Genomic DNA, 19,720 nt, shown 5'->3' with positions numbered 1-19,720 from the left:
GTTACCTCCGCGTCTTGTCCTGCGACACATCTCCCGCGCCCGGCAGGGGATCGAAAAACAGGTAAAGCCCGCTGATCAGCCCGTCGCGTGCGATGATGAAGTCGGTCCCCGCATAGGCCGGTGGCTGGCCGGGCGCACCGGAAACCCAGCGCACTCTGCCCGCAGTTTCATGAAGCACCTCGGCGGAGCCAAGCTCGCGATACTGGAAATCCGGATGCGACGCCCGGATCACGCCCGCAATTCGGGCGATCTCTGCAGGGCCACGAAAAACTCCGTGCGGTTCGTGAAATTCTGCATCCGACGCAAAAATCTCAGCCGCAACCGCTTGGCGGCGCGCATCGTCCGCCTCACCGAAAACCTCCTGCAGATTGCGCTTCAGCAATGTCGCAATGTCGTAAGTCATCGTCAGTCTCCTTGAGAAAGCCACGCGTCCCTCAAGGACGCGCGGATGAGCTTCAACGTAGAAATCCGATCGTATTAGATCTGGACCTGACCACCATCGACGAAGAGTTCGACGCCATTGACGAAGCTTGCATCATCGGAAGCGAGGAACAACACTGCCTTGGCGATCTCTTCCGGTTGACCGACGCGACCTGCAGGGATGAGGCCGGCAAGATAATCCTTAGTACCCTGCGCCTGATCACCGCCACCGAACAGCTCGTTCAGGCCGGCCGTATCCGTGACCCCGGGGCTGACCGCATTGACGCGAATATGCCGGTCCTTCAGGTCGAGGATCCAGTTACGGGCAAAGCTGCGGATCGCAGCCTTGGTGGCGGAATAGACGCTGAAGGCCGGCGTGCCGGAAATGCTGGTGGTTGATGACGTCAGTACGATCGAGCCGCCATCACGCATCAGCGGCAGCGCCTTCTGCACGGTGAACAGCACACCCTTCACATTGCTGTCGAAAGTCGACTGGTAATGTTCCTCCGTGATCGAGCCGAGTGCCGCGAATTCACCACCACCGGCATTGGCGAAAACGACATCGATATGCCCGTGCTTCTGCTGCACGGCATCATAAAGCCGGTCGATATCGACAAGCTTGCCCATGTCGCCCCGCACGCCGGTCACCCGGCCACCGATCGCCTTCACCGCAGCATCGAGTGCTTCCTGTCGGCGGCCGGTAATGAACACCGAAGCACCCTCGCCGGCAAACGCCTTGGCAGTGGCAAGCCCGATACCGCTTGTGCCGCCGGTAACGATGACGACCTTGTTTTCAAATCTTGCAGCCATTGTCTTTCTCCTTTGATCTTGCGGTTTGTTTTCCGCTGGATGAAAGATGCATTCGGAACGCTGCGATCGAAAGTCGGCAAAATCGACACTCATCGTTCCATATGGAGAACGATGATGCGGCTTGATCTGAATGACCTTGTCTATTTCGCCGAAGTGGTAACCCATGGCGGCTTCGCTCCCGCCGGGCGCGCGCTGCGCGAACCGAAATCCAAGCTCAGCCGCCGCGTGGCAGGACTGGAGACACGGCTTGGCGTGCGCCTGATCGAACGATCGAGCCGCCGTTTTAGGGTAACCGATGTCGGGCAGGTATTTTATCAACGCTGCAAGGCGATGCTCGCCGAGGCGGAGCTTGCACAGGCGCTGGTGGCGGAAGCAAAATCGGAACCGGAAGGCCTCGTCCGCTTCAGTTGCCCGACCGGCCTGGTCGAACCGATATCAGGCCTGGTCAACACATTCCTCGACCGTCACCCGAAGGTCCAGCTGCAGCTCGTGGCTGTCGACCGGCCGGTCGATCTCATCGAGGAACGGATCGATATCGCACTGCGTGTCCGCACCACGATCGACAGCGACGCCTCGCTCACCATGCGCTCGCTCGGCAAATCGATCCGGATCCTCGTTGCAAGCCCGCAACTCGCCAGCCGGATCGCCGATATCGAACAGCTCGCCTCATTGCCGACACTGGCAACGAGCGACGACGCAAGCGAACTGGAATGGCATTTGGAAACCGAGGACGGCAGAAAGCACATTTTCCGCCACCCCCCGCGCATGGGCTGCGCCGATTTTTCAGCCGTTCGCGCCGCGGCGATTGCGGGCCTCGGCGTCGCCATCCTGCCTGATCACACCTGCCGCCAGGCGCTGGAAGATGGAACGCTTGTCCGCGTCCTGCCCGCCTGGCGCGGCATTACCGGCATCGTGCATCTGGTCTTCACCACGCGTCGCGGCCTGCCGCCGGCGGTTCGGAAATTCATCGATCACCTGGCTGCGAATTTTCCGAAAGATGCACTGGATGACCCGCGATTTCGCAACCGCCTGCCCGCTGCGTGACATCGCGTATGGCCATCAAAGCAGAGGCGACCGATGGGCCGCCTCATTCATGTTTACGGATGAAACTGCCGCCGCTCAGGCAGCGCGGCTATAGCTTCCGCGCTCGCTCGAAGTGGCCACTCCACCAAGACGGAACTGCGAAAGCAGGGTCTTCAGAGCCGTCGCTTCGGCTGCAAGGCCATGGCTGGCGGCCGTCTGTTCCTCGACCATCGCCGCGTTCTGCTGCGTGCCCTGGTCCATCGTGTTGACGGCGGTGTTGATCTCGTTCAGGCCCGTCGACTGCTCGCGGGTTGCCGTTACGATCGCCTGGATGTGACCGTTGATCTCCTGCACTTCAGCGACGATTGCCTCCAGCCTGGTGCCTGTCTCGCCAACCCGCATCACGCCCTGCTGAACCAGATTGCCGGATGCGTTGATCAGTTCCTTGATCTCCTTGGCGGCCTGGGCGGAACGCTGCGCCAGTTCGCGCACTTCCTGCGCGACGACGGCAAAGCCCTTGCCCGCTTCACCGGCACGCGCTGCCTCGACACCAGCATTCAGTGCAAGCAGGTTGGTCTGGAAGGCGATCTCGTCGATGACGCCGATGATCTTGGAGATCTCCGAAGACGACCGTTCGATGTCTTCCATGGTGCGCACCGCTTCACGCACGATGCCGCCGGAATTCTCGGCATTCGAGCGGGTGCGGTTGACGAGGCGGCCGACTTCCTCGGCGCGATGGGCACTGTCGCGCACCGTCGTGGTGATCTCTTCAAGCGCCGCAGCGGTCTCCTCGACAGAGGCGGCCTGCTGCTCCGTACGTCGGGCCAGATCGTCGGCCGCATGGCGGATCTCGGAAGCGCCGGCATCGATATTGCGAGCATTGTCGCCCACCTTCGTCAGCGCGCTGTTCAGCTTGCCGATCGAGGTGTTGAAGTCTTCGCGCAATCGGTCGAGTTCGGCCACGAAAGGCGAATTGATGCGGTATTGCAGGTCGCCATCGGAAAGATGCGACAGGCCCTTCGCCAGTTCGTCCACGGCAAAGCGCACATCTGCCGCATTGCGGGCGGCAACCCGCTCGCGTTCGCCGCGCTCGCGCTCAGAAAGCGTACGCGTCTCCTGTGCATCCCCCTCGAGGCGCAGGCGCTCGATCGCATTCGTGCGGAACACGGCAACGGCTGCGGCCATGGAGCCGATCTGGTCGCGGCGGTCCTGGCCGGGAATGGTCGTGTCGAGATTGCCGCTCGCAAGCTTTTCCATGGCAGCCGTCATCGCGGTCACCGGCGAGATAACGATCCGGCTAAGCAAGGTCGCCAAGAAAACCATCATGGCGACAACGGCAAGCAGCGTCGCAATCGCGGCAGCGAGGCGGAATTCGCGCGTCGCCGCATAGGCATTGTCCTTGTCGACAACGAAACCGAGGCTCCAGTCGGCACCCGGAAGACCACTGACCGGCACAAAGCTGACCAGCTTGCCCTTGTCGCCGATTGCGGTTTCCGCAACCTGCGAACCGATGTTCGGCGTATCTGTCGGGAAGAGGTCGGCAAGCGTCTTGTTGACGAAGGCCGCGTCGGGATGGATCAGGATCTTGCCTGCCTTGTTGACGAGGAAGGCATGGCCCCCAGGACCAGCATCGACCGACTTGATCGCCGATACCAGCGTGTCTAGCGAAAAATCGCTGGCGGCAACGCCGACAAACTTGCCATCCTTGTTCACCGGAACGGCGGCCGTGATCATCAGCTTTTTGTCGGATGCGGAAACATAGGGTTCGGTCAGCACCGCTGCCTTTGCGGCAACCGCCTGCTTGTACCAGCCGCGCTGGCGCGGGTCATAACCGGCCGGCAAGGGCAGGTTCGGCCACTGCGTCATTTCGCCATCGGCTTCACCGCCGAAATAGGTGGAGACGAACTGGTCGGCAAGGACCTCGTTCTGCAGGATGGCAGAGCGCGAGGCGACGTCCGTGCTCTTCTCCATGGCCTTGGCGACGGAGTCAGTCAACATGAAGCGGCCGTTGAGCCAGTTGGCAATGCTCTGCGATGCCTGTTTGCCGGTGGATTCTATATTGTGTGAAACGGACTGGGCAACGCCATCGCGTTGTAGGCTATCGATATAGATCGAAAAGGCGCCGAAGGCAGCCGCGACAAGCAGCGACGCGGCAAGCAGGATGCGCGTCATGAGGTTTGATCTTTTGGTCAAACGGGGTGTTCCTCTGATGAACGCCGGTGGACCCGGCTGATCGTTGGCATGGTTCTAATTGGGGGAGACATGCCGCGAGGCGAAGGCGGGACGCATCATGCGACCGTGACGCGGCCGAAACCGCAAGCATCGGCACGAATAAAACAGAAATCTAAACTTTGATTAAAAATGGATAACCCATAAAGCGCTCGCGAAGATTGCAACGAAAGAGCATACATCGCAAAATTGCTTAAAACTGCGAATGCCCGCAAGAATAGACGGCACAAACTCCGCATTTAATCATACTTTTACTTGGGTAAGCGATCTATCCCCACATGTTTTGAGACAACCATGACGTCATGCCGCGGGACTGCTTGTCGCGCCGCGCATCGCCACCTACATCTGACCGGCCAACCGCCGGAGACCATTCATGATCCTCGACGCCGCTCGCCTTGCGCTCGTCAACCTTTTCGCCTCGGAAACCCGCTCCGCCTTCTGGAAGATGCTGGGGCTCACCCTGCTCATCCTCGTCGGCCTGTGGTTCGCGCTCAGGGAGACTTTCGCCTATTACATCTGGCCGTGGTTTGCCGCCTTTCTGCCGACAATGCCGGAATGGACCGGCTGGCTGACGCTGATTGCAGCGATTGCCGCCAGCATCGGCCTAGCGCTCGGATTGGCGCTTCTGATCGCCCCGATCACCGCGCTGATCGCCGGCCTGTTTCTCGATGATGTCGCAGCCGTCGTTGAAAAACGCGATTACCCGAATGATCCACCCGGCAAGGAACTGCCGCTCGGTCAGGCGATTGCCGGTTCGATAAAGTTCCTGGGCGTCGCCATCGTCTTCAACTTTATCGCGCTTCTTCTCCTCTTTATTCCGGGCGTCAACCTGATCGCCTTCTTCATGGCCAACGGCTACCTGCTTGGCCGCGAATTCTTTGAATTTGCCGCCATGCGTTTTCGCTCACCGGAAGAGGCCCGCGCATTCCGCGCAAAACACGCTTCCACGGTTCTGCTTGCCGGCATGCTGATCGCCGGTTTCTTGGCGATCCCGTTCTTCAACCTCCTGACCCCGCTTTTTGCCGCGGGGCTGATGGTGCACCTTCACAAGGCGCTGTCCAAACGCGATCCGGGCTTCAAGGCTTAGCCGGAAGCGCCGACGCCTCATATTGGGCGGCAAACTCCGCGCTCGGCGGGATCGGCTTGATGATATCGATCAGCACCCCATTCGGATCGGCGGTAATGAAATGCCGCTGGCCGAAATCCTCGTCGCGGAGATCCAGCCTTATCGGCAGCCCCGCCGCCTTCAGCCGTTCATAGACAGCATCGACATCTTCGACTTCGAAATTCAGCAACAGGCCTGACACTTGGCCGCGCGCACCTTCCGGGATCGTGTCATGGCTGCCGTCGAGAATGGCGAGCGTCACATGCTCGCTCTCCTTCGATTGCAGGTGAACATACCAGTCTGCGGTAAACAGCGCTTCGAAGCCGAAATGCCGGGTATAGAACGCCGCCGTCCCTGTGACGTCCTTGGTCATGATGACGGGATAATAGCTGACTGCTTTCATCTCTTTTCCTCCGTTGAAATCCCAGATACATTCAGGCTGTATGTTTTTTATAAATACATTCTGTATGTATGTAAATGGAGGATAGTCGCATGCCGCGCAGCAACCGCGAACGCACCGATGCCACCCGCACCGCCCTTCTGGATGCCGCAAGGACCTTGTTCGTCGAAAAGGGCTATGCCGAAACGGCAACCCCGGACATCGTCGCCGCAGCTGAGGTCACGCGCGGCGCGCTCTACCATCACTTTGCAGACAAAAAGGCGCTATTCTGGGCCGTTATCGAACGCGAAGCCAAGGATGTAGCAGCCGATATTGACGCCCGCTCGGCGGATGCCTCGTCGGCACGCGAGGCGCTGTTGCAGGGTGCATCCGCCTATTTCGATGCGATGGCAGTGCCGGGCCGCACAAAGCTGCTCTTGAAAGAAGCCCCGGCGCAGCATGCGATCGATAGCGGTGAAGGAGAAGACCCGGCCGAAGAGGGCCTGAAGATCGGCCTGTCACACCTGCTTTCTGGATCAGAAAACCTCAAGCTCCTCGATCCGTTGACATCGCTGATCTCGTCGGCCTTCGAAAAGGCCGCGATCGCAATCAACTGTGGTGCAAACCGCACTGATTACGAAGCCGCAATCGCGGCCCTGCTGGATGGACTTACAGTGCAGCCCCGCCGATGACCTGAGGCGGCAGCTCCACCAGCGGCGCCGGTATGTCGAACGTCTTTTCCGGCGAGCGACAGAGGTCAGCGATAACGCAATGCTCGCATTCCGGCTTGCGCGCCTTGCAGGTATAGCGCCCATGCAGGATCAGCCAGTGATGAGCATGGAAGAGATATTCTTCCGGAATGACCTTGAGGAACTGCTCCTCCACCTCATCCGGTGTCTTTCCCGGTGCCATCAGGCAGCGATTACCGATACGGAAGACATGCGTATCGACCGCAAGTGTCGGAATGCCGAAGGCCATCGACATCACCACATTCGCGGTCTTGCGCCCCACACCCGGCAGTCGCACCAGCTCCTCGCGCGTCTTTGGCACTTGGCTGCCGAATTCGTCGATCAGCATGCGACAGAGCGCGATCACATTCTTCGCCTTGTTGCGATAAAGCCCGATCGTCTTGATATGGGAAATCACTCCCTCTTCGCCGAGCGCCAGCATCTTTTCCGGCGTATCGGCTATTCTGAACAGAGCTCTCGTCGCCTTGTTGACCCCGGCATCGGTCGCCTGCGCCGATAGCGCCACCGCAACTACAAGCGTGAACGGATTCACATGCTCGAGCTCGCCCTTTGGCTCCGGCCGCTGGATCGAGAAGCGGCGAAAGATCTCCACCATCTCGTCCTTCGAATAGGCGGATTTGAAGCGTTTCGTCTTCGTCGCACCCGTCTTTGCAGGCGTCCGATTTGACTTTTGCAAGGAAGCGGTGCTGGATCGGGATTTGGAAATGGCCATCAGCCTGTATAGTCACGCCCCATGACGGAAAGCAACGCGCACATAGTGGAGGAGCGGCCTGTCTTTGCCGCCGAACTCACACCCTACCGGTCGCTGGGGCGAACGGGATTCAAGCTGGTGCTTGCGCTCTCCGGCGCCGTCTGCGCCTTTTACGGCATCTTCTTCACCGTAACCGGCGCCTGGCCCATCGGCCTGTTTCTCGGAGCGGATTTCCTGCTTCTCTATTTCGCGCTGAAGATGAGCTACCGTTCAGGCCGCCAGCGCGAGGAAGTCAGCGTATCGCAAACCCATATCCTGATCCGCAAATTCTCTCCGACGGGCAGGATGATCGAGCATCGTTTCAATCCCTTCTGGGCGCGTTTCCGCATCAACCGGCACGAGGAATTCGGCATCACCTCCATGTTCGTCAGCGGCGAGGGTCGGGCGACGGATGTCGGTTCCTTTCTCAATCCGGACGACCGGGAGAGCTTTGCCAACGCCTTCCGCAATGCGCTCGCAACCGTAACCCGCCGCCTGTGAGAAAAGCTGCAAGAAACGGGTGGTATCGATGAAGCGGAGAAGGCAAATATGAGCGAAAGGAGACAGACCATGAATGCTCTCGCTCAGTTTTCAACACCCGCGATTGACGTGACGCCGGAAGGCTCTGATTACGAGACCGTGCGCCGGGTGATCGAGATGATTACCCTTGATTATCGCGACCAGCCCTCGCTGGAGACCATCGCTGCCGAGATCGGCCAGTCGCCAACGCAGTTGCAGAAACTGTTCACCCGCTGGGCCGGCCTGTCTCCAAAGGCCTTTCTGCAGGCGGTTACGATCGACCATGCCAAGCGCCTGCTCGGCACCGAAGGCTTGCCGCTTCTGGAAACTTCCTATGAGGTTGGCCTTTCCGGTCCCGGCCGCCTGCATGATCTCTTCGTTACCCATGAGGCGATGTCACCCGGCGAATGGAAGGCAAAGGGCGGTGGCCTGATGATCCGCTACGGCTTCCACCCCTCGCCCTTCGGTCTGGCGCTCGTCATGGCCACCGATCGCGGCCTGTCCGGCCTTGCCTTTGCCGATGAAGGCCGCGAACGGGAGGCGCTGGACGACATGACCCGCCGTTGGCCAAACGCAACCTATGTAGAGGACAAGGCCGCAACCGAACCCTATGTCGGCCGCGTTTTCGACCGCTCGAAATGGCTCTGCGACCGGCCCTTGCGGGTCGTGCTGATCGGCACCGACTTCCAGATGCGCGTCTGGCAGAGTCTGCTGAAGATCCCATACGGCAAGGCCGTCACCTATTCGGATGTCGCCAACGATATCGGCCAGCCGTCCGCAAGCAGGGCGGTAGGAGCAGCCGTCGGCGCCAACCCGATCTCTTTTGTCGTTCCCTGCCATCGCGCTGTCGCAAAGAATGGCGCCCTGACCGGCTATCATTGGGGCCTCACCCGCAAGCGCGCCATGCTCGGCTGGGAAACGGGCGGAGCGTAACGCCCTGATTCTGACCGGCTATCAGAAACCTCATCTGCCAATCTACCCGAAGAAGTTACGGGGTTTTTTGCAGGGTTTTCCGACATTGGCTCGGAACGCTACAGGATTTCCAATCGAACCTTGGAGATCCAGCCGGGTGCAAGAACGTAAATTTCCGCGATCGAGGGCCTTCCTCGGCGCAAAAATCCTGTTCAACGATCATCGTTCGGCTTTTGACGGCATCGTCAAGGAAATGTCGGAAGGCGGCGCGATGATCCGGACCGAAAGCGCCATGTCCGTCCCTGAAAACTTCACGCTCCAGCTTTCCGATGGACGCCAGTTCGAATGTGACGTCCGCTGGCGCCGCATCAACGCAATCGGCGTCGAGTTCCGCACCGCCTGACATCGAAGTCCCGTCTTCAGGTGACAGTCAGCTTAAAGGCAGATGCCACCGGACAACGACAGATGAAATCTGTCCTGTTCAGCAAGGTGGATCGGCGAATGGCAGTTACATTCAAGCGGAAGTGGCTTCGCAACGGAGCGGCAGCCATTGGTATCGCAGCGCTCAGCATCGGCGCCTATCTGGGCTTCCTTCAGCTTTCCGGCAACTTCCACACCGTCATCGCCGGTGAACTCTACCGGTCAGCCCAACCGACAGCCGGCCAGATCGAGGAATATGCGCGCAATTACGGTATTCGCACCATCGTTAACCTGCGCGGCCCCTCCAAAAACGCCGCATGGTATACCGATGAAGTGGCGACAACGCAGCGGCTTGGAATAAAGCATATCGACTTCCGCATGGTCTCCTCCAGAGAGCTCACAGCAGAACAGGCGGACCAGCTCGTCGCCTTGCTGAAAGATGCGCCGAAACCGATCCTGATCCACTGCCAGGCAGGTGCCGACCGCACAGGCCTCGTATCCGTCATCTACAGCCATCAGATAGCCGGCGTCCCCACCGAGAAGGCGGAACAGCAACTGTCGCTTTATTTCGGCCATGTCGGCCTGCCGCTCGTCTCAAAAGCCTATGCCATGGACAGGACATGGGAAATGCTGGAGCGCCACTACGGCCTTTCCCGGGAACCGTTCACGGCCCCCATCTGAAAAGACATCCTTCCTTTTATGCCACCTGCACGATATGCCCCTCGGAGACCTCACGGTATTGCCGCACCGGCGGCACATAATCCACCGAGCGCACGGGGCTCTTGATCTCGTCGGTCGCCATGTTGCGCTTGATCGACCGGCGTGCAGGGTCCGGCACGGGAACCGCCGACATCAGCTTTTTCGTATAAGGATGCTGCGGGTTTTCGAACACAGCAGCCCGCGGCCCTATCTCGACGATCTCGCCGAGATACATCACCGCCACCCGGTGGCTCACTCGCTCAACCACAGCCATGTCGTGGGAAATGAACAGATAGGCGAGCTTCAGGCTCTGCTGCAGGTCGAGCAGCAGATTGCACACCTGCGCTTTGATCGAGACGTCGAGCGCCGATACTGCCTCGTCCGCGACAATCACTTTCGGATCGAGCATCAGCGCACGCGCAATCGCGATACGCTGCCGCTGGCCGCCGGAAAACTCGTGCGGAAAACGCTTCATCATGTCAGCTGACAATCCGACCTTTTCAAGCAGTGCCGCCGCCTTGTCACGCGCCTGGGCCTTCGTGCCGAGGGCATGCTCGACAAACGGCTCCATCACCGCAGACCCGATGCTCATACGCGGATTGAGCGATGCGAACGGATCCTGAAAGATCATCTGAACCGACCGGCGCATGCGGCGAAGCGAAGGCTGATCGAGCTTCATCACTTCATAGCCATCAAGCACGACATTGCCGCTTGTCGGGTTGATCAACCGCGTTACCGAACGACCGGTCGTCGACTTTCCGCAACCGGATTCTCCGACAAGCGACAGCGTCTCGCCCTCCTGCAGGCTGAAAGACACGTTTTCCACTGCATGCACGGCACCGGTTTTGCGACCGAGCAGACCTGAATGGATGTCGAAACGCGTTGTCAGGTCACGAACTTCGAGGATCGGCGTCTTTCCCTTCGCCACCGTGTCGGTGACGTCGGCAAGCTTCTGCTGTTCACCGGTCTTGACGTCGATGATCGGAAACCGCAGCGGCAGTTTGCGCTCGCCCATCGACCCCAGCCGTGGCACTGCAGAGAGCAGCGCCCGCGTATACGGATGCTTGCCGCGATGAAAGATATCGGCGGTCGCACCCGTCTCCACCTGGTCGCCACGGAACATCACGATCGTCCGGTCGGCCACTTCCGCCACCACGCCCATGTCATGGGTGATGAACAGAACCGACATGCCCTCCTCGTCCTGCAACTGCTTGATCAGGTCGAGGATCTGCCCCTGGATCGTTACGTCGAGCGCCGTCGTCGGCTCGTCGGCGATCAGCAGCTTTGGCCTCGACGCCAGCGCCATGGCGATCATTACGCGCTGGCGCATGCCGCCGGAAAACTGATGCGGATATTCGTCGAACCTGCCTTTTGCGTTCGGGATACGGACTTTCTCGAGAAGTCGCAAAACTTCCGCCTTGGCCTCAGCCTTGGAAATATCCGTGTGAACCGTCAGTGCCTCGGCGATCTGCTTTCCGATCGGAAAGATCGGATTGAGCGATGTCATCGGCTCCTGGAAGATCATCGAGATATCGTTGCCGCGCACCCGCCGCATCTGCTCTTCCGGCAGGGATACCAGTTCCTTGCCCTGCAGGAACACCTGTCCCTCGATCCTGCTCGTCTTCTTCGGCAACAGCCGCATGATCGACAGCGACGTCACCGATTTGCCCGACCCGCTTTCGCCGACGATCGCCACCGTTTCCCGCGGCGCGACATCGAACGAGATGTTGCGCACTACGGTCTTCCACTCGTCGCCGACTCGAAACGAGGTCGAGAGGTTTTTCACCGAAAGGACGGGAGCGACGGAGCCGCCCCCATGTTCCATGTCATTTCCGGAAAGCAGCATCGGGTTCCCCTTTTTATCTCGATGAACTTGCCCGGATCAGGCCGCGAGCGCGGTTTCCGCCAACGTCACCCAATAGCTGACGCCATAGGGGATCGCCTCGTCATTGAAGTCATAGGCTGCATTATGCAGGCTCGCCGTATCGCCATTGCCGATGAAGATGAATGCACCGGGACGCTGTTCCAGCATGTAGGAAAAATCCTCCGCGCCCATATGCGGATTGACCTCGCCGTTGACCGCTTTCGGACCGGCTACCTTGCCGGCGATACCGATCGCAAATTCGGTTTCCGCTTCGTGGTTGAAAGTGACCGGATACCCGCGGCGATAGACAACATCGGCAGTAGCGCCATGTACGGTCGCAGTCATTTCCGCCACAGTCGTTAGGCGCTTCTGGGCAAAATCGCGTGTCTCCGGCAACAGTGTTCGCACAGTGCCAACAAGCTTTACCGTATCGGGAATGACATTGTTTGCTTCCCCGCCATGGATCGCCGCAACAGTGACAACCAGCGACTTCAACGGGTCGGTTTCGCGCGAAACGATCGACTGCAGCGCAATCACGATATGCGATGCGGCAAGCACCGGATCGATAGAGTTATGCGGCTGTGCGGCATGGCTGCCACGGCCGTTCACGGTGATCTCGAACACGTCGGCAGCCGCCATGATGCCGCCCTTGCGGATGGCGAAATTACCCACGGCAAGCCGCGGCTCGTTATGCATGCCGTAGACTTCGTTGATGCCGAACTTGTCGATGAAACCGTCTTCAATCATCGCCAGCGCTCCAGCACCGCCCTCTTCGGCCGGCTGGAAGATCACCGCAACAGATCCCTTGAAGTTGCGCGTCTCGGCCAGATACTGGGCAGCCCCAAGAAGCATGGCCGTGTGGCCGTCATGGCCGCATGAATGTGCCTTGCCCGGCGTCTTCGATGCCCACGGCTTGCCAGAGGTCTCAAAGATCGGCAGCGCATCCATGTCGGCGCGGAACCCGATCACCGGTCCATCACCGTGTTTACCCTTGATGATGCCGACGACACCGGTCTTGCCGATGCCGGTTTCGACCACGTCGCAACCGAAGGAGTTAAGCTTCTCCGCAACAAAGCGTGATGTCTCGTGAACATCGTAAAGCAGCTCCGGATTCTGGTGCAGATGGCGACGCCATTCGGCGACCTGTTCCTGCATCTCGGCTACGCGATTGATCACTGGCATTCCGGCACCTCGTTGATTTTTCTCAAGTTCCCATGCGGGTTGAAGCGGATATTGCGACGCTTATGCAAGCTTTTGCAAGCTTCAATTTTCGCTCTTGAACGAAAAATAGGCTTGTGCTTTGATGGCTCAAAATTTGGTCAAACACGCCAGACGTGAAGGAATGGACGTGTCATAAATAGACTGAACACAGAACTTGCGGGCAGCATCATTGGCACCCGTCGGGAAGGTTGACAGGCTAAAAAGCCGCAACCAGGGAGCCCCGACCGGAACCGCCCGCCACCAATCACCAAAACTCGTAAAGAGAACCACAAAGGGGAACAGCAGCATGCATAGATTGAAACTTCTGTTGGCCGGCACGGTTGCCGCCATGGCGCTTTCAAGCGCCACGGCACATGCCGAGCGCGGCACGGATGGTGACCTGAAGATCCTGTTCTGGCAGGCCGTCTCCACCATGAACCCGTTCTTGTCCGGCGGCACGAAAGAAGTCTTCGCGTCTTCGATGGTCATCGAGCCTCTGGCCCGTACCGACGAAAACGGAAAGCTGGTCGCTTATCTGGCAACCGAAATCCCGACCCTGGAAAACGGCGGCCTGGCGAAGGATCTGCTGAGCCTGACCTGGAAGCTGAAGCCTGACGTCAAATGGTCGGACGGCTCTCCCTTCACCGCCGAAGACGTGATCTTCACCTGGAAATACTGCACGGCGCCGGACGGCGGCTGCGCCCAGAAGGCACAGTATGAAGGCGTCAAGGACGTCGAAGCCATAGACCCGCACACCGTCAAGGTCACCTTCACCGAGCCGAAACCTTATCCCTATTCCGCCTTTGTCGGCTCTCAGTCGCCGATCATCCAGGCCAAGCAATTCGCCGATTGCGTCGGCGCCAAGGCTCCCGGCTGCACCGCTGCCAATTTCGGCCCGATCGGTACCGGCGCCTTCGTCGTCGCAGACTTCAAGCCCAACGACGTGATCACCTTCAAGGCCAATCCGAATTACCGGGATCCGGCCAAGCCCGCTTTCGCTTCAGTCACCCTCAAGGGTGGCGGTGATGCGGCCTCCGCCGCGCGCGCCGTGCTGGAAACTGGCGAATACGACTACGCATGGAACACCATGGTCGAGCCGGAAGTGCTGCAGACGATGTTGGCCGCAGGTAAAGGCCGGCTTGAATCGGCCTTCGGCACCAATGTCGAACGCATCAATCTCAACTGGACGAACCCTGACCCGGCTCTCGGCGACAAGCGCTCCACCACGGAAGCAGGTCCGCATCCGGCCTTGAAGGACCCGGCAGTGCGCCGCGCCCTCTCGCTCGCCATCGACCGCGATATCATCGTCGAGGCCGGTTACGGCGCTGCCGGCAAGGCCACCTGCAATATCGTTCCGGCACCGGAAGCTGTCGCTTCGACCAAGAATGACAGCTGGTGCCTCAAGCAGGACCTCGAAGCCGCCAACAAGCTGCTCGATGATGCAGGCTGGGTAAAGGGTTCGGACGGCATCCGCGCCAAGGAAGGCGTCAAGCTCAACTTCCTCTACTCCACCTCGACCAACTCGGTCCGCCAGGCAACCCAGGAACTGGTCAAGTCCATGTGGGCCGAAATCGGTGTCGGTGCGGAACTGCGCAACGCCTCCGCATCGGTCTTCTTCGGCGGTGATCCGGCGAGCCCCGACACGTTCCAGAAGTTCTACGCCGACGTCGAAATGTACACGAACAACTTCGACGGCACCGACCCGGAAAAATATCTGGCGGAATGGCTGTGCAACCAGATGCCCGGCCCGTCCAACGGCTGGCAGGGCCAGAACATTCCGCGTTATTGCAACCCGGAATATGACAAGATGGTCGGCACTCTCTCCAAGACCGCAGACCCGGCAAAGCGCGCCGAGCTTGCCAAGCAGCTGAACGACATGCTGACGGAAGAAGGCGCTCATATCCCGCTCGTTCACCGCGGCGATCTCTCCGCTTTCGCCGTTTCGCTGGATGGCGTCAGGATGAACTCCTGGGACAGCCAGCTCTGGAACGTCGCTGACTGGTATCGCAAGAAGTAATTGCAAGGCCGGGTGAGCTGAAATCCGCCCGGACTTGTCCTTCTGCGAGAAGATCAAAGCCCGCCCTGCCCTCCGGCAGGGCAGGTTTGCCAGCATAGATAATTCTGCGCCCCATAGCCCATGCAGTCGGTCGCCCGCAGCCATGGCCTAAGGATGTGCAGCCGGAGAAAATTCCAGATGTTCACATTCACATTGCGACGATTGTTCTTCGCAATACCGACCTTGCTGGTGATCAGCTTCGTCATTTTCGCGCTTCTTGATCTGGCCCCGAACGATCCGACCGGCGACCTGCCGCTGACGATCCCGCCGGAAGTGCGCGAGCAGATCCGCGCCTCGCTGGGTCTCGATCAACCCTTCTTCTTCCGTTATCTGGCCTGGCTGCATCAGTTTTTCATCAACGAGCCGCTCAACATAATTGAAAGCCTCACCGGCTGGCAGTTTGGCGATGGCGAACGCATGCGGGTGCTTTCCTGGGCAACACGCAGCCCGGTCGTCGATCTCATCGTCCAGCGCCTGCCTCAGACGCTCTGGGTCGTTGGCCTCGCTTATGTCTTCGGCATCCTGATCGCCATTCCGATCGGTGTCATTTCGGCCTACAAGCAGTATTCGATCTTCGACCAGGTCGGCACCTTCATCTCGATGGTCGGTTATTCGGTCCCGACCTTCTTCACCGGCGTGCTGCTGGTGGTCATTTTCTCTTCCTATCTGCAGTGGTTTCCTTCGGTCTACGATACCAACCTGCGGGTCACGGACTTTTCCAGCTTCGTTGCGCAGGTAAAGCAGATGGTTCTGCCGGTCGCCGTTCTGTCGCTCTATAACGCCTCGCAGATCGCCCGTTTCGTTCGCGCCTCGATGCTCGACAACCTGCATCAGGATTATGTCCGCACCGCCCGCGCCAAGGGCGTGAAGGAAAAGGCCGTGCTGCTCGTCCACGTACTGCGCAACAGCCTCATTCCGGTCGTCACCGTCATCGCCCTCGGCGTGCCGACCATCTTTTCCGGCGCCATCATTACCGAACAGATTTTTCGCGTGAATGGGCTTGGCCAGTTGCTGATAACCGCCGTTCAGGGCGCGGATATCCCGCTCGTGCAGACGCTCACCTTCATTTTCGCGGTGCTGATCGTCCTCTTCAACCTGATTGCCGACGTGCTTTACGGCATTCTTGACCCGAGGATCCGTTATGACTGACGCAACCGTGACCTCGTCTACACCGGTGACAGCCTCCACTCCGGCCCGCTCGGCATTTGCCGACATGTGGAAACAGTTTCGTGCCCACAAGGGCGGCGTTGCCGGTCTCGTCGTCTTCACCTTCATCGTGCTCGCCGTCTATGTCGGCCCCTACATCCACCGCGTCGCGCCGAACCAGATCAATATCCGCGACAAGAACCAGTGGCCGTCGCTGGCGCATCCCTTCGGCACCGACAATCTCGGCAAGGACATGCTGGCGCAGGTTCTGGCCGGCGGGCGCATCTCGCTTGCAGTCGGCATCACCGCCATGCTGCTGGCGCTTTTCCTCGGCACGCTGGTCGGTGTCCTGTCAGGATATTTCCGCCGCCTCGACGGCCCGCTGATGCGCCTGACGGACCTTTTCCTGGCGCTGCCGCTGCTGCCGCTTCTGCTGGTCATCCTGCTTCTGTTTCGCGATACGCTGCGTTCAGCCTTCGGTCCCGAGACCGGCATCTTCATCCTGATCGTGGTCGTTATCGGCATTACCAGCTGGATGCATACCGCCCGTATCGTCCGTGGCGATGTTCTGGCGGTCAAAAGCCAGGAATTCGTTCTGGCAGCAAAATCGAGCGGCATGCGTGAATACCGCATCGTGCTGAGGCACATTCTCCCGAACGTGCTCTCCTCGATCATGGTCTCGGCAACCCTCGGCATCGCCTCGGCCATCATCACGGAATCGTCGCTCTCCTTCCTTGGTCTCGGCTTCCCATCGGACTTTCCGACCTGGGGCCGGCTGCTGTTCGATGGCGCCAACTTTCTGCAGCTAACGCCCTCGCGCGTGCTCTGGCCGGGCCTTGCCATCTCCCTGACGGTTCTGAGCGTCAACTACATGGGCGACGCGATCCGCGACGCGCTGGATCCCCGCGCCGTCAAGCGTTGAGAAAGTCGATGCCTCAAACAGCAAACGGCGGCGCAAGCCGCCGTTTGCTGTTATGAAGATGCAGAATTTTTCGTGAAAAAGTTGGAACCTTCTTTTTCGTCGTCCGTTATTCGAGTGTCCGAAGGCGACCCCCCGTCCCCCGCCCTACAAAAGCTTTCGGACAAACTCTTCAATCCCCCTCGAAGAGACGAGCCGGCTCGGTTTCCCAAGGAAACCGAGCCGGATCTGTTTGGGCGACATGCCTTCGCCTACAGCATGTCTCCCGAAAGTGGTCACCGGTTTTGGGAGACATGCTTAAAAACAGAGAGCTAAAGCGCGGCAAGCGAATCTGAAAGATCGCGGCGCGCTTCAGGGCGATGCTCCCGTTTGATTACTCCCGGAAGATTTCTTGAAATTGGCCCGGCGTCACTCGCCGCCGTGATCAAGCGGAAAACGCAGCTTGTAGCTGATGCCCTGACTGGAGATCACATATTGAGCCTTGCCGTTGACGGAAGCTGGCACGACACGCTCCAGGACCGTGCTGCCGAAATGAGCCTTCAGCCCTTCCTCCGTGGCATCCCGATCGTTGGAGCCGCTCAACATCTCTTCCCAGTTGAGCTCAAGGTAATCATGTCCGTCGGCATTCACCCGCGTGGAAGTGATGTCGATCGGCTTTCCGTTGCGCAACATCGAACCGTGGCTCACGGCATTGACGACCAGCTCATGCAGCGCCAGCCCCAGATGCAGCGAGGCATTGGGCGAAAGCAGCACATTGTCGCCAGAGATTTTCACCATATGCCGGTTATCCGGCATATATTTCTCCGTCTGTTGCCGCACCAGATCGAACAGATAGGCGCCACGCCAGCTGGAATCGGTGATCAGGTCCTGGCTTTGCGAAAGCGAATAAAGCCGGCCCCGGAACTTATGGAGGAAGAGATCGAGCGAGCCGGAGTAACGCGCTGTTTGCAGCGCGATACTCTGGATGATCGCGAGCAGGTTCTTCGAGCGATGGCTCACCTCGCGCAACAACGCGCGCAACAGCCTCTCGCGATGCCGTTCTTCCGAACGATCGATGATCGTCGTCACGAGATGCAGCCCACCGGATTGGAACTCTACTGCCTGAACGCGAAATTCAAAGATCTGGTCGGAACCGACAGTAACCTCGATATGCCCTTTTTTGCCGCTTTCCGCCATGCCTTGTTTTAGGATGAGCAGCTTTGCCGCAACTTCATCACCGAAGAGCGCGGCATCAGAAGGGCTCAGAATATCTTCAGGAGCCCATACCTCGGGTAAATTGGCGAAGTAGAGATAGTCCAGCGCCTTGTTCTGAATAATGATACTCGCGCCAAGGTCGATGAGCGCGGGCATGAAAAATTCCCGCAGCTTGTCATCACTCTGACCAGCGTGCTGCCATGTCAGCGGATGCGCCAATCTTGCCACTCCATCTACCGCTTCATCCTGTGACGCCCCAATGGCAGCGCCAGATGCTCGTGTTTCTCTCTTAGGACCGCCCGGCTGCCACGGCAATCGAACATGTCCAAATGCTTCGCGTGATGAAGACGGACAGGTGCCTTTACTTCGTACGCGCTGGTCCGGTGCCTAAAGCACCGGAACCTGCAATGTCAGACCATCATTAAGAATAGGCACAGGACAACTAAAACAAGGGGTGCCATGCCGCGTGAGCCGACTTGCCACAACACTATCCTGATAATTTTGTTCCTGAAGCATAAAGATCAAAAGATCGAGCCGCTCACGCAGCCGCCTTCACCGCCTCGTTGAAGAACAGCGCCTGACTGATCAATGCTTTCACCATATCCGGATTGAACGGTTTGGTAACGAGGAAGGCAGGCTCAGGCCTTTCGCCGGTCAGCAGCCGTTCTGGGAAGGCCGTGATGAAAATGACCGGCACGCTGGACGTCTTCAGAATCTCGTTGACCGCGTCGATGCCAGAACTGCCATCGGCCAGCTGGATATCGGCAAGCACCATCTTCGGCTGCGACGACTGGAATAGCGACACCGCCTCTTTGTGGGTGCGGGCAATTCCTGTCACGCGGTGGCCGAGATCCTGGACCATCTGTTCGATGTCGAGCGCGATCAGCGGCTCGTCCTCGATGATCATGATATCGGTCGCCACCTGTCGCGAGATTTCGCGGGACGCTTCGTCGAGCAGCTTGTTGACTTCAGCTACACTGACATCCAGCACCTCTGCAGCTTCCTCAGGCGTAAAGCCTTCGACGGAAATCAGCAGGAAAGCATGACGTGCCTGGGAAGGAATGTTCGATAGATTGACAGCCGCACGCTGCTCCCACGCGAACGGGGATTCGATCGGCCTGATCTCTATGGATGTGGAACCAAAAATCGCGACGAATAGTTTATAAAGCGAAACGCGATCCTTTGAGCTTTCCGGAAAGATGGAAACATCGGCGATCAGCGCTTCAAGAACGGCGGCCACATAAGCGTCTCCTGACGTCTGCGATCCGGTTACCGCTCGGGCATACCGACGCAGGTAAGGAAGGTGTGACGCAACGCGCGTGGTGAGTGACATGCAAATTCTCCCC

At 59.1% G+C, this 19,720-nt stretch carries 19 protein-coding genes; 10 read left to right on the top strand and 9 right to left on the bottom strand.

What is annotated here, in order from left to right:
* Nucleotide 1: 1 nt before the first annotated feature.
* Entirely contained in the window at nt 2–403 is a 402-nt protein-coding gene (locus GGE33_RS01535; RefSeq protein WP_183820985.1) for a nuclear transport factor 2 family protein, read from the bottom strand.
* Between the two features lie 74 nt (nt 404–477).
* On the bottom strand, nt 478–1,230 hold the full coding sequence (locus GGE33_RS01530; RefSeq protein ID WP_183820984.1) for an SDR family NAD(P)-dependent oxidoreductase: 753 nt from the start codon (nt 1,228–1,230) through the stop codon (nt 478–480).
* 111 nt (nt 1,231–1,341) lie between these two features.
* On the opposite strand from GGE33_RS01530, the gene GGE33_RS01525 reads away from it, so the two are divergent.
* Nucleotides 1,342–2,274 (top strand): LysR substrate-binding domain-containing protein, encoded by a 933-nt coding sequence (locus tag GGE33_RS01525; RefSeq protein ID WP_246435686.1) that lies wholly within the window; start codon nt 1,342–1,344, stop codon nt 2,272–2,274.
* Nucleotides 2,275–2,349: 75 nt separating this feature from the next.
* Here GGE33_RS01525 and mcpU read toward each other — a convergent pair whose 3' ends face one another.
* Complete coding sequence (mcpU, locus tag GGE33_RS01520; protein WP_183820982.1) at nt 2,350–4,446, bottom strand: methyl-accepting chemotaxis protein McpU; 2,097 nt, start codon at nt 4,444–4,446, stop codon at nt 2,350–2,352.
* Between the two features lie 409 nt (nt 4,447–4,855).
* Between mcpU and GGE33_RS01515 the strand changes: the two genes are divergently transcribed.
* The gene (locus GGE33_RS01515; protein ID WP_183820981.1) at nt 4,856–5,569 is read left to right on the top strand and encodes a sulfate transporter family protein; all 714 of its coding nucleotides are present in this window, start codon (nt 4,856–4,858) and stop codon (nt 5,567–5,569) included.
* Here the strand turns inward: GGE33_RS01515 and GGE33_RS01510 are convergent.
* Entirely contained in the window at nt 5,559–5,990 is a 432-nt protein-coding gene (locus GGE33_RS01510; RefSeq protein ID WP_183820980.1) for a VOC family protein, read from the bottom strand. The two genes, GGE33_RS01515 and GGE33_RS01510, sit on opposite strands and share 11 nt — an antisense overlap.
* An 89-nt stretch (nt 5,991–6,079) precedes the next feature.
* Between GGE33_RS01510 and GGE33_RS01505 the strand changes: the two genes are divergently transcribed.
* Nucleotides 6,080–6,658, top strand: a complete 579-nt coding sequence (locus tag GGE33_RS01505; protein ID WP_183820979.1) for a TetR/AcrR family transcriptional regulator — start codon at nt 6,080–6,082, stop codon at nt 6,656–6,658.
* On the opposite strand, the gene nth is transcribed toward GGE33_RS01505, so the two are convergent.
* Nucleotides 6,636–7,427: an endonuclease III gene (gene nth / locus GGE33_RS01500; protein WP_183820978.1), complete on the bottom strand. Its 792-nt coding sequence runs from the start codon at nt 7,425–7,427 to the stop codon at nt 6,636–6,638. The genes GGE33_RS01505 and nth overlap by 23 nt on opposite strands.
* Before the next feature lie 21 nt (nt 7,428–7,448).
* Here nth and GGE33_RS01495 point away from each other — a divergent pair, with 21 nt between their 5' ends.
* The 4 genes from GGE33_RS01495 (at nt 7,449) to GGE33_RS01480 (ending at nt 9,977) form a co-directional block, all read left to right on the top strand.
* Nucleotides 7,449–7,946, top strand: a complete 498-nt coding sequence (locus tag GGE33_RS01495; protein ID WP_148143192.1) for a DUF2244 domain-containing protein — start codon at nt 7,449–7,451, stop codon at nt 7,944–7,946.
* 69 nt (nt 7,947–8,015) lie between these two features.
* A complete protein-coding gene (locus GGE33_RS01490; RefSeq protein WP_183820977.1) occupies nt 8,016–8,897 on the top strand; it encodes a methylated-DNA--[protein]-cysteine S-methyltransferase in 882 nt (293 codons plus the stop codon).
* Between the two features lie 136 nt (nt 8,898–9,033).
* Entirely contained in the window at nt 9,034–9,279 is a 246-nt protein-coding gene (locus tag GGE33_RS01485; RefSeq protein WP_148143188.1) for a PilZ domain-containing protein, read from the top strand.
* A gap of 98 nt (nt 9,280–9,377) precedes the next feature.
* Nucleotides 9,378–9,977, top strand: coding sequence for a dual specificity protein phosphatase family protein (locus tag GGE33_RS01480; RefSeq protein WP_148143187.1), 600 nt, complete (start codon nt 9,378–9,380; stop codon nt 9,975–9,977).
* A gap of 16 nt (nt 9,978–9,993) precedes the next feature.
* Here GGE33_RS01480 and GGE33_RS01475 read toward each other — a convergent pair whose 3' ends face one another.
* Both GGE33_RS01475 and GGE33_RS01470 read right to left on the bottom strand, forming a co-directional pair.
* Nucleotides 9,994–11,841, bottom strand: a complete 1,848-nt coding sequence (locus tag GGE33_RS01475) for an ABC transporter ATP-binding protein (RefSeq protein ID WP_183820976.1) — start codon at nt 11,839–11,841, stop codon at nt 9,994–9,996.
* Between the two features lie 36 nt (nt 11,842–11,877).
* Nucleotides 11,878–13,041, bottom strand: a complete 1,164-nt coding sequence (locus tag GGE33_RS01470; protein ID WP_183820975.1) for a M20 aminoacylase family protein — start codon at nt 13,039–13,041, stop codon at nt 11,878–11,880.
* 325 nt (nt 13,042–13,366) lie between these two features.
* Between GGE33_RS01470 and GGE33_RS01465 the strand changes: the two genes are divergently transcribed.
* From GGE33_RS01465 to GGE33_RS01455, 3 genes are all read left to right on the top strand, one after another.
* Complete coding sequence (locus GGE33_RS01465) at nt 13,367–15,076, top strand: peptide ABC transporter substrate-binding protein (RefSeq protein WP_183820974.1); 1,710 nt, start codon at nt 13,367–13,369, stop codon at nt 15,074–15,076.
* 177 nt (nt 15,077–15,253) lie between these two features.
* Nucleotides 15,254–16,264, top strand: a complete 1,011-nt coding sequence (locus tag GGE33_RS01460) for an ABC transporter permease (RefSeq protein WP_183820973.1) — start codon at nt 15,254–15,256, stop codon at nt 16,262–16,264.
* Nucleotides 16,257–17,183, top strand: a complete 927-nt coding sequence (locus GGE33_RS01455) for an ABC transporter permease (RefSeq protein WP_183820972.1) — start codon at nt 16,257–16,259, stop codon at nt 17,181–17,183. The genes GGE33_RS01460 and GGE33_RS01455 overlap by 8 nt, the downstream gene beginning before the upstream one ends.
* 405 nt (nt 17,184–17,588) lie before the next feature.
* Here the strand turns inward: GGE33_RS01455 and GGE33_RS01450 are convergent, their stop codons facing one another.
* The gene (locus GGE33_RS01450) at nt 17,589–18,530 is read right to left on the bottom strand and encodes a sensor histidine kinase (RefSeq protein WP_183820971.1); all 942 of its coding nucleotides are present in this window, start codon (nt 18,528–18,530) and stop codon (nt 17,589–17,591) included.
* Nucleotides 18,531–18,912: 382 nt separating this feature from the next.
* Nucleotides 18,913–19,707, bottom strand: a complete 795-nt coding sequence (locus tag GGE33_RS01445) for a response regulator (RefSeq protein WP_148143644.1) — start codon at nt 19,705–19,707, stop codon at nt 18,913–18,915.
* Nucleotides 19,708–19,720: the final 13 nt, after the last annotated feature.

This window comes from Aliirhizobium cellulosilyticum (genome assembly GCF_014198105.1).
Taxonomy (GTDB): Bacteria; Pseudomonadota; Alphaproteobacteria; order Rhizobiales; family Rhizobiaceae; genus Neorhizobium; species Neorhizobium cellulosilyticum.
This window is presented reverse-complemented; position numbering and strand designations above follow the sequence as displayed.

Bases quoted from the DNA above. Each gene is read 5' to 3' on its own strand.
- GGE33_RS01490 (WP_183820977.1), top strand. From the start codon at position 8,016: ATGAATGCTCTCGCTCAGTTTTCAACACCCGCGATTGACGTGACGCCG.
- GGE33_RS01530 (WP_183820984.1), bottom strand. From the start codon at position 1,230: ATGGCTGCAAGATTTGAAAACAAGGTCGTCATCGTTACCGGCGGCACA.
- GGE33_RS01465 (WP_183820974.1), top strand. From the start codon at position 13,367: ATGCATAGATTGAAACTTCTGTTGGCCGGCACGGTTGCCGCCATGGCG.
- GGE33_RS01505 (WP_183820979.1), top strand. From the start codon at position 6,080: ATGCCGCGCAGCAACCGCGAACGCACCGATGCCACCCGCACCGCCCTT.
- GGE33_RS01475 (WP_183820976.1), bottom strand. From the start codon at position 11,841: ATGCTGCTTTCCGGAAATGACATGGAACATGGGGGCGGCTCCGTCGCT.
- GGE33_RS01455 (WP_183820972.1), top strand. From the start codon at position 16,257: ATGACTGACGCAACCGTGACCTCGTCTACACCGGTGACAGCCTCCACT.
- GGE33_RS01515 (WP_183820981.1), top strand. From the start codon at position 4,856: ATGATCCTCGACGCCGCTCGCCTTGCGCTCGTCAACCTTTTCGCCTCG.
- GGE33_RS01495 (WP_148143192.1), top strand. From the start codon at position 7,449: ATGACGGAAAGCAACGCGCACATAGTGGAGGAGCGGCCTGTCTTTGCC.
- GGE33_RS01525 (WP_246435686.1), top strand. From the start codon at position 1,342: ATGATGCGGCTTGATCTGAATGACCTTGTCTATTTCGCCGAAGTGGTA.
- nth (WP_183820978.1), bottom strand. From the start codon at position 7,427: ATGGCCATTTCCAAATCCCGATCCAGCACCGCTTCCTTGCAAAAGTCA.
- GGE33_RS01460 (WP_183820973.1), top strand. From the start codon at position 15,254: ATGTTCACATTCACATTGCGACGATTGTTCTTCGCAATACCGACCTTG.
- GGE33_RS01480 (WP_148143187.1), top strand. From the start codon at position 9,378: ATGGCAGTTACATTCAAGCGGAAGTGGCTTCGCAACGGAGCGGCAGCC.
- GGE33_RS01535 (WP_183820985.1), bottom strand. From the start codon at position 403: ATGACTTACGACATTGCGACATTGCTGAAGCGCAATCTGCAGGAGGTT.
- GGE33_RS01470 (WP_183820975.1), bottom strand. From the start codon at position 13,041: ATGCCAGTGATCAATCGCGTAGCCGAGATGCAGGAACAGGTCGCCGAA.
- GGE33_RS01445 (WP_148143644.1), bottom strand. From the start codon at position 19,707: ATGTCACTCACCACGCGCGTTGCGTCACACCTTCCTTACCTGCGTCGG.
- GGE33_RS01510 (WP_183820980.1), bottom strand. From the start codon at position 5,990: ATGAAAGCAGTCAGCTATTATCCCGTCATCATGACCAAGGACGTCACA.
- GGE33_RS01450 (WP_183820971.1), bottom strand. From the start codon at position 18,530: ATGCCCGCGCTCATCGACCTTGGCGCGAGTATCATTATTCAGAACAAG.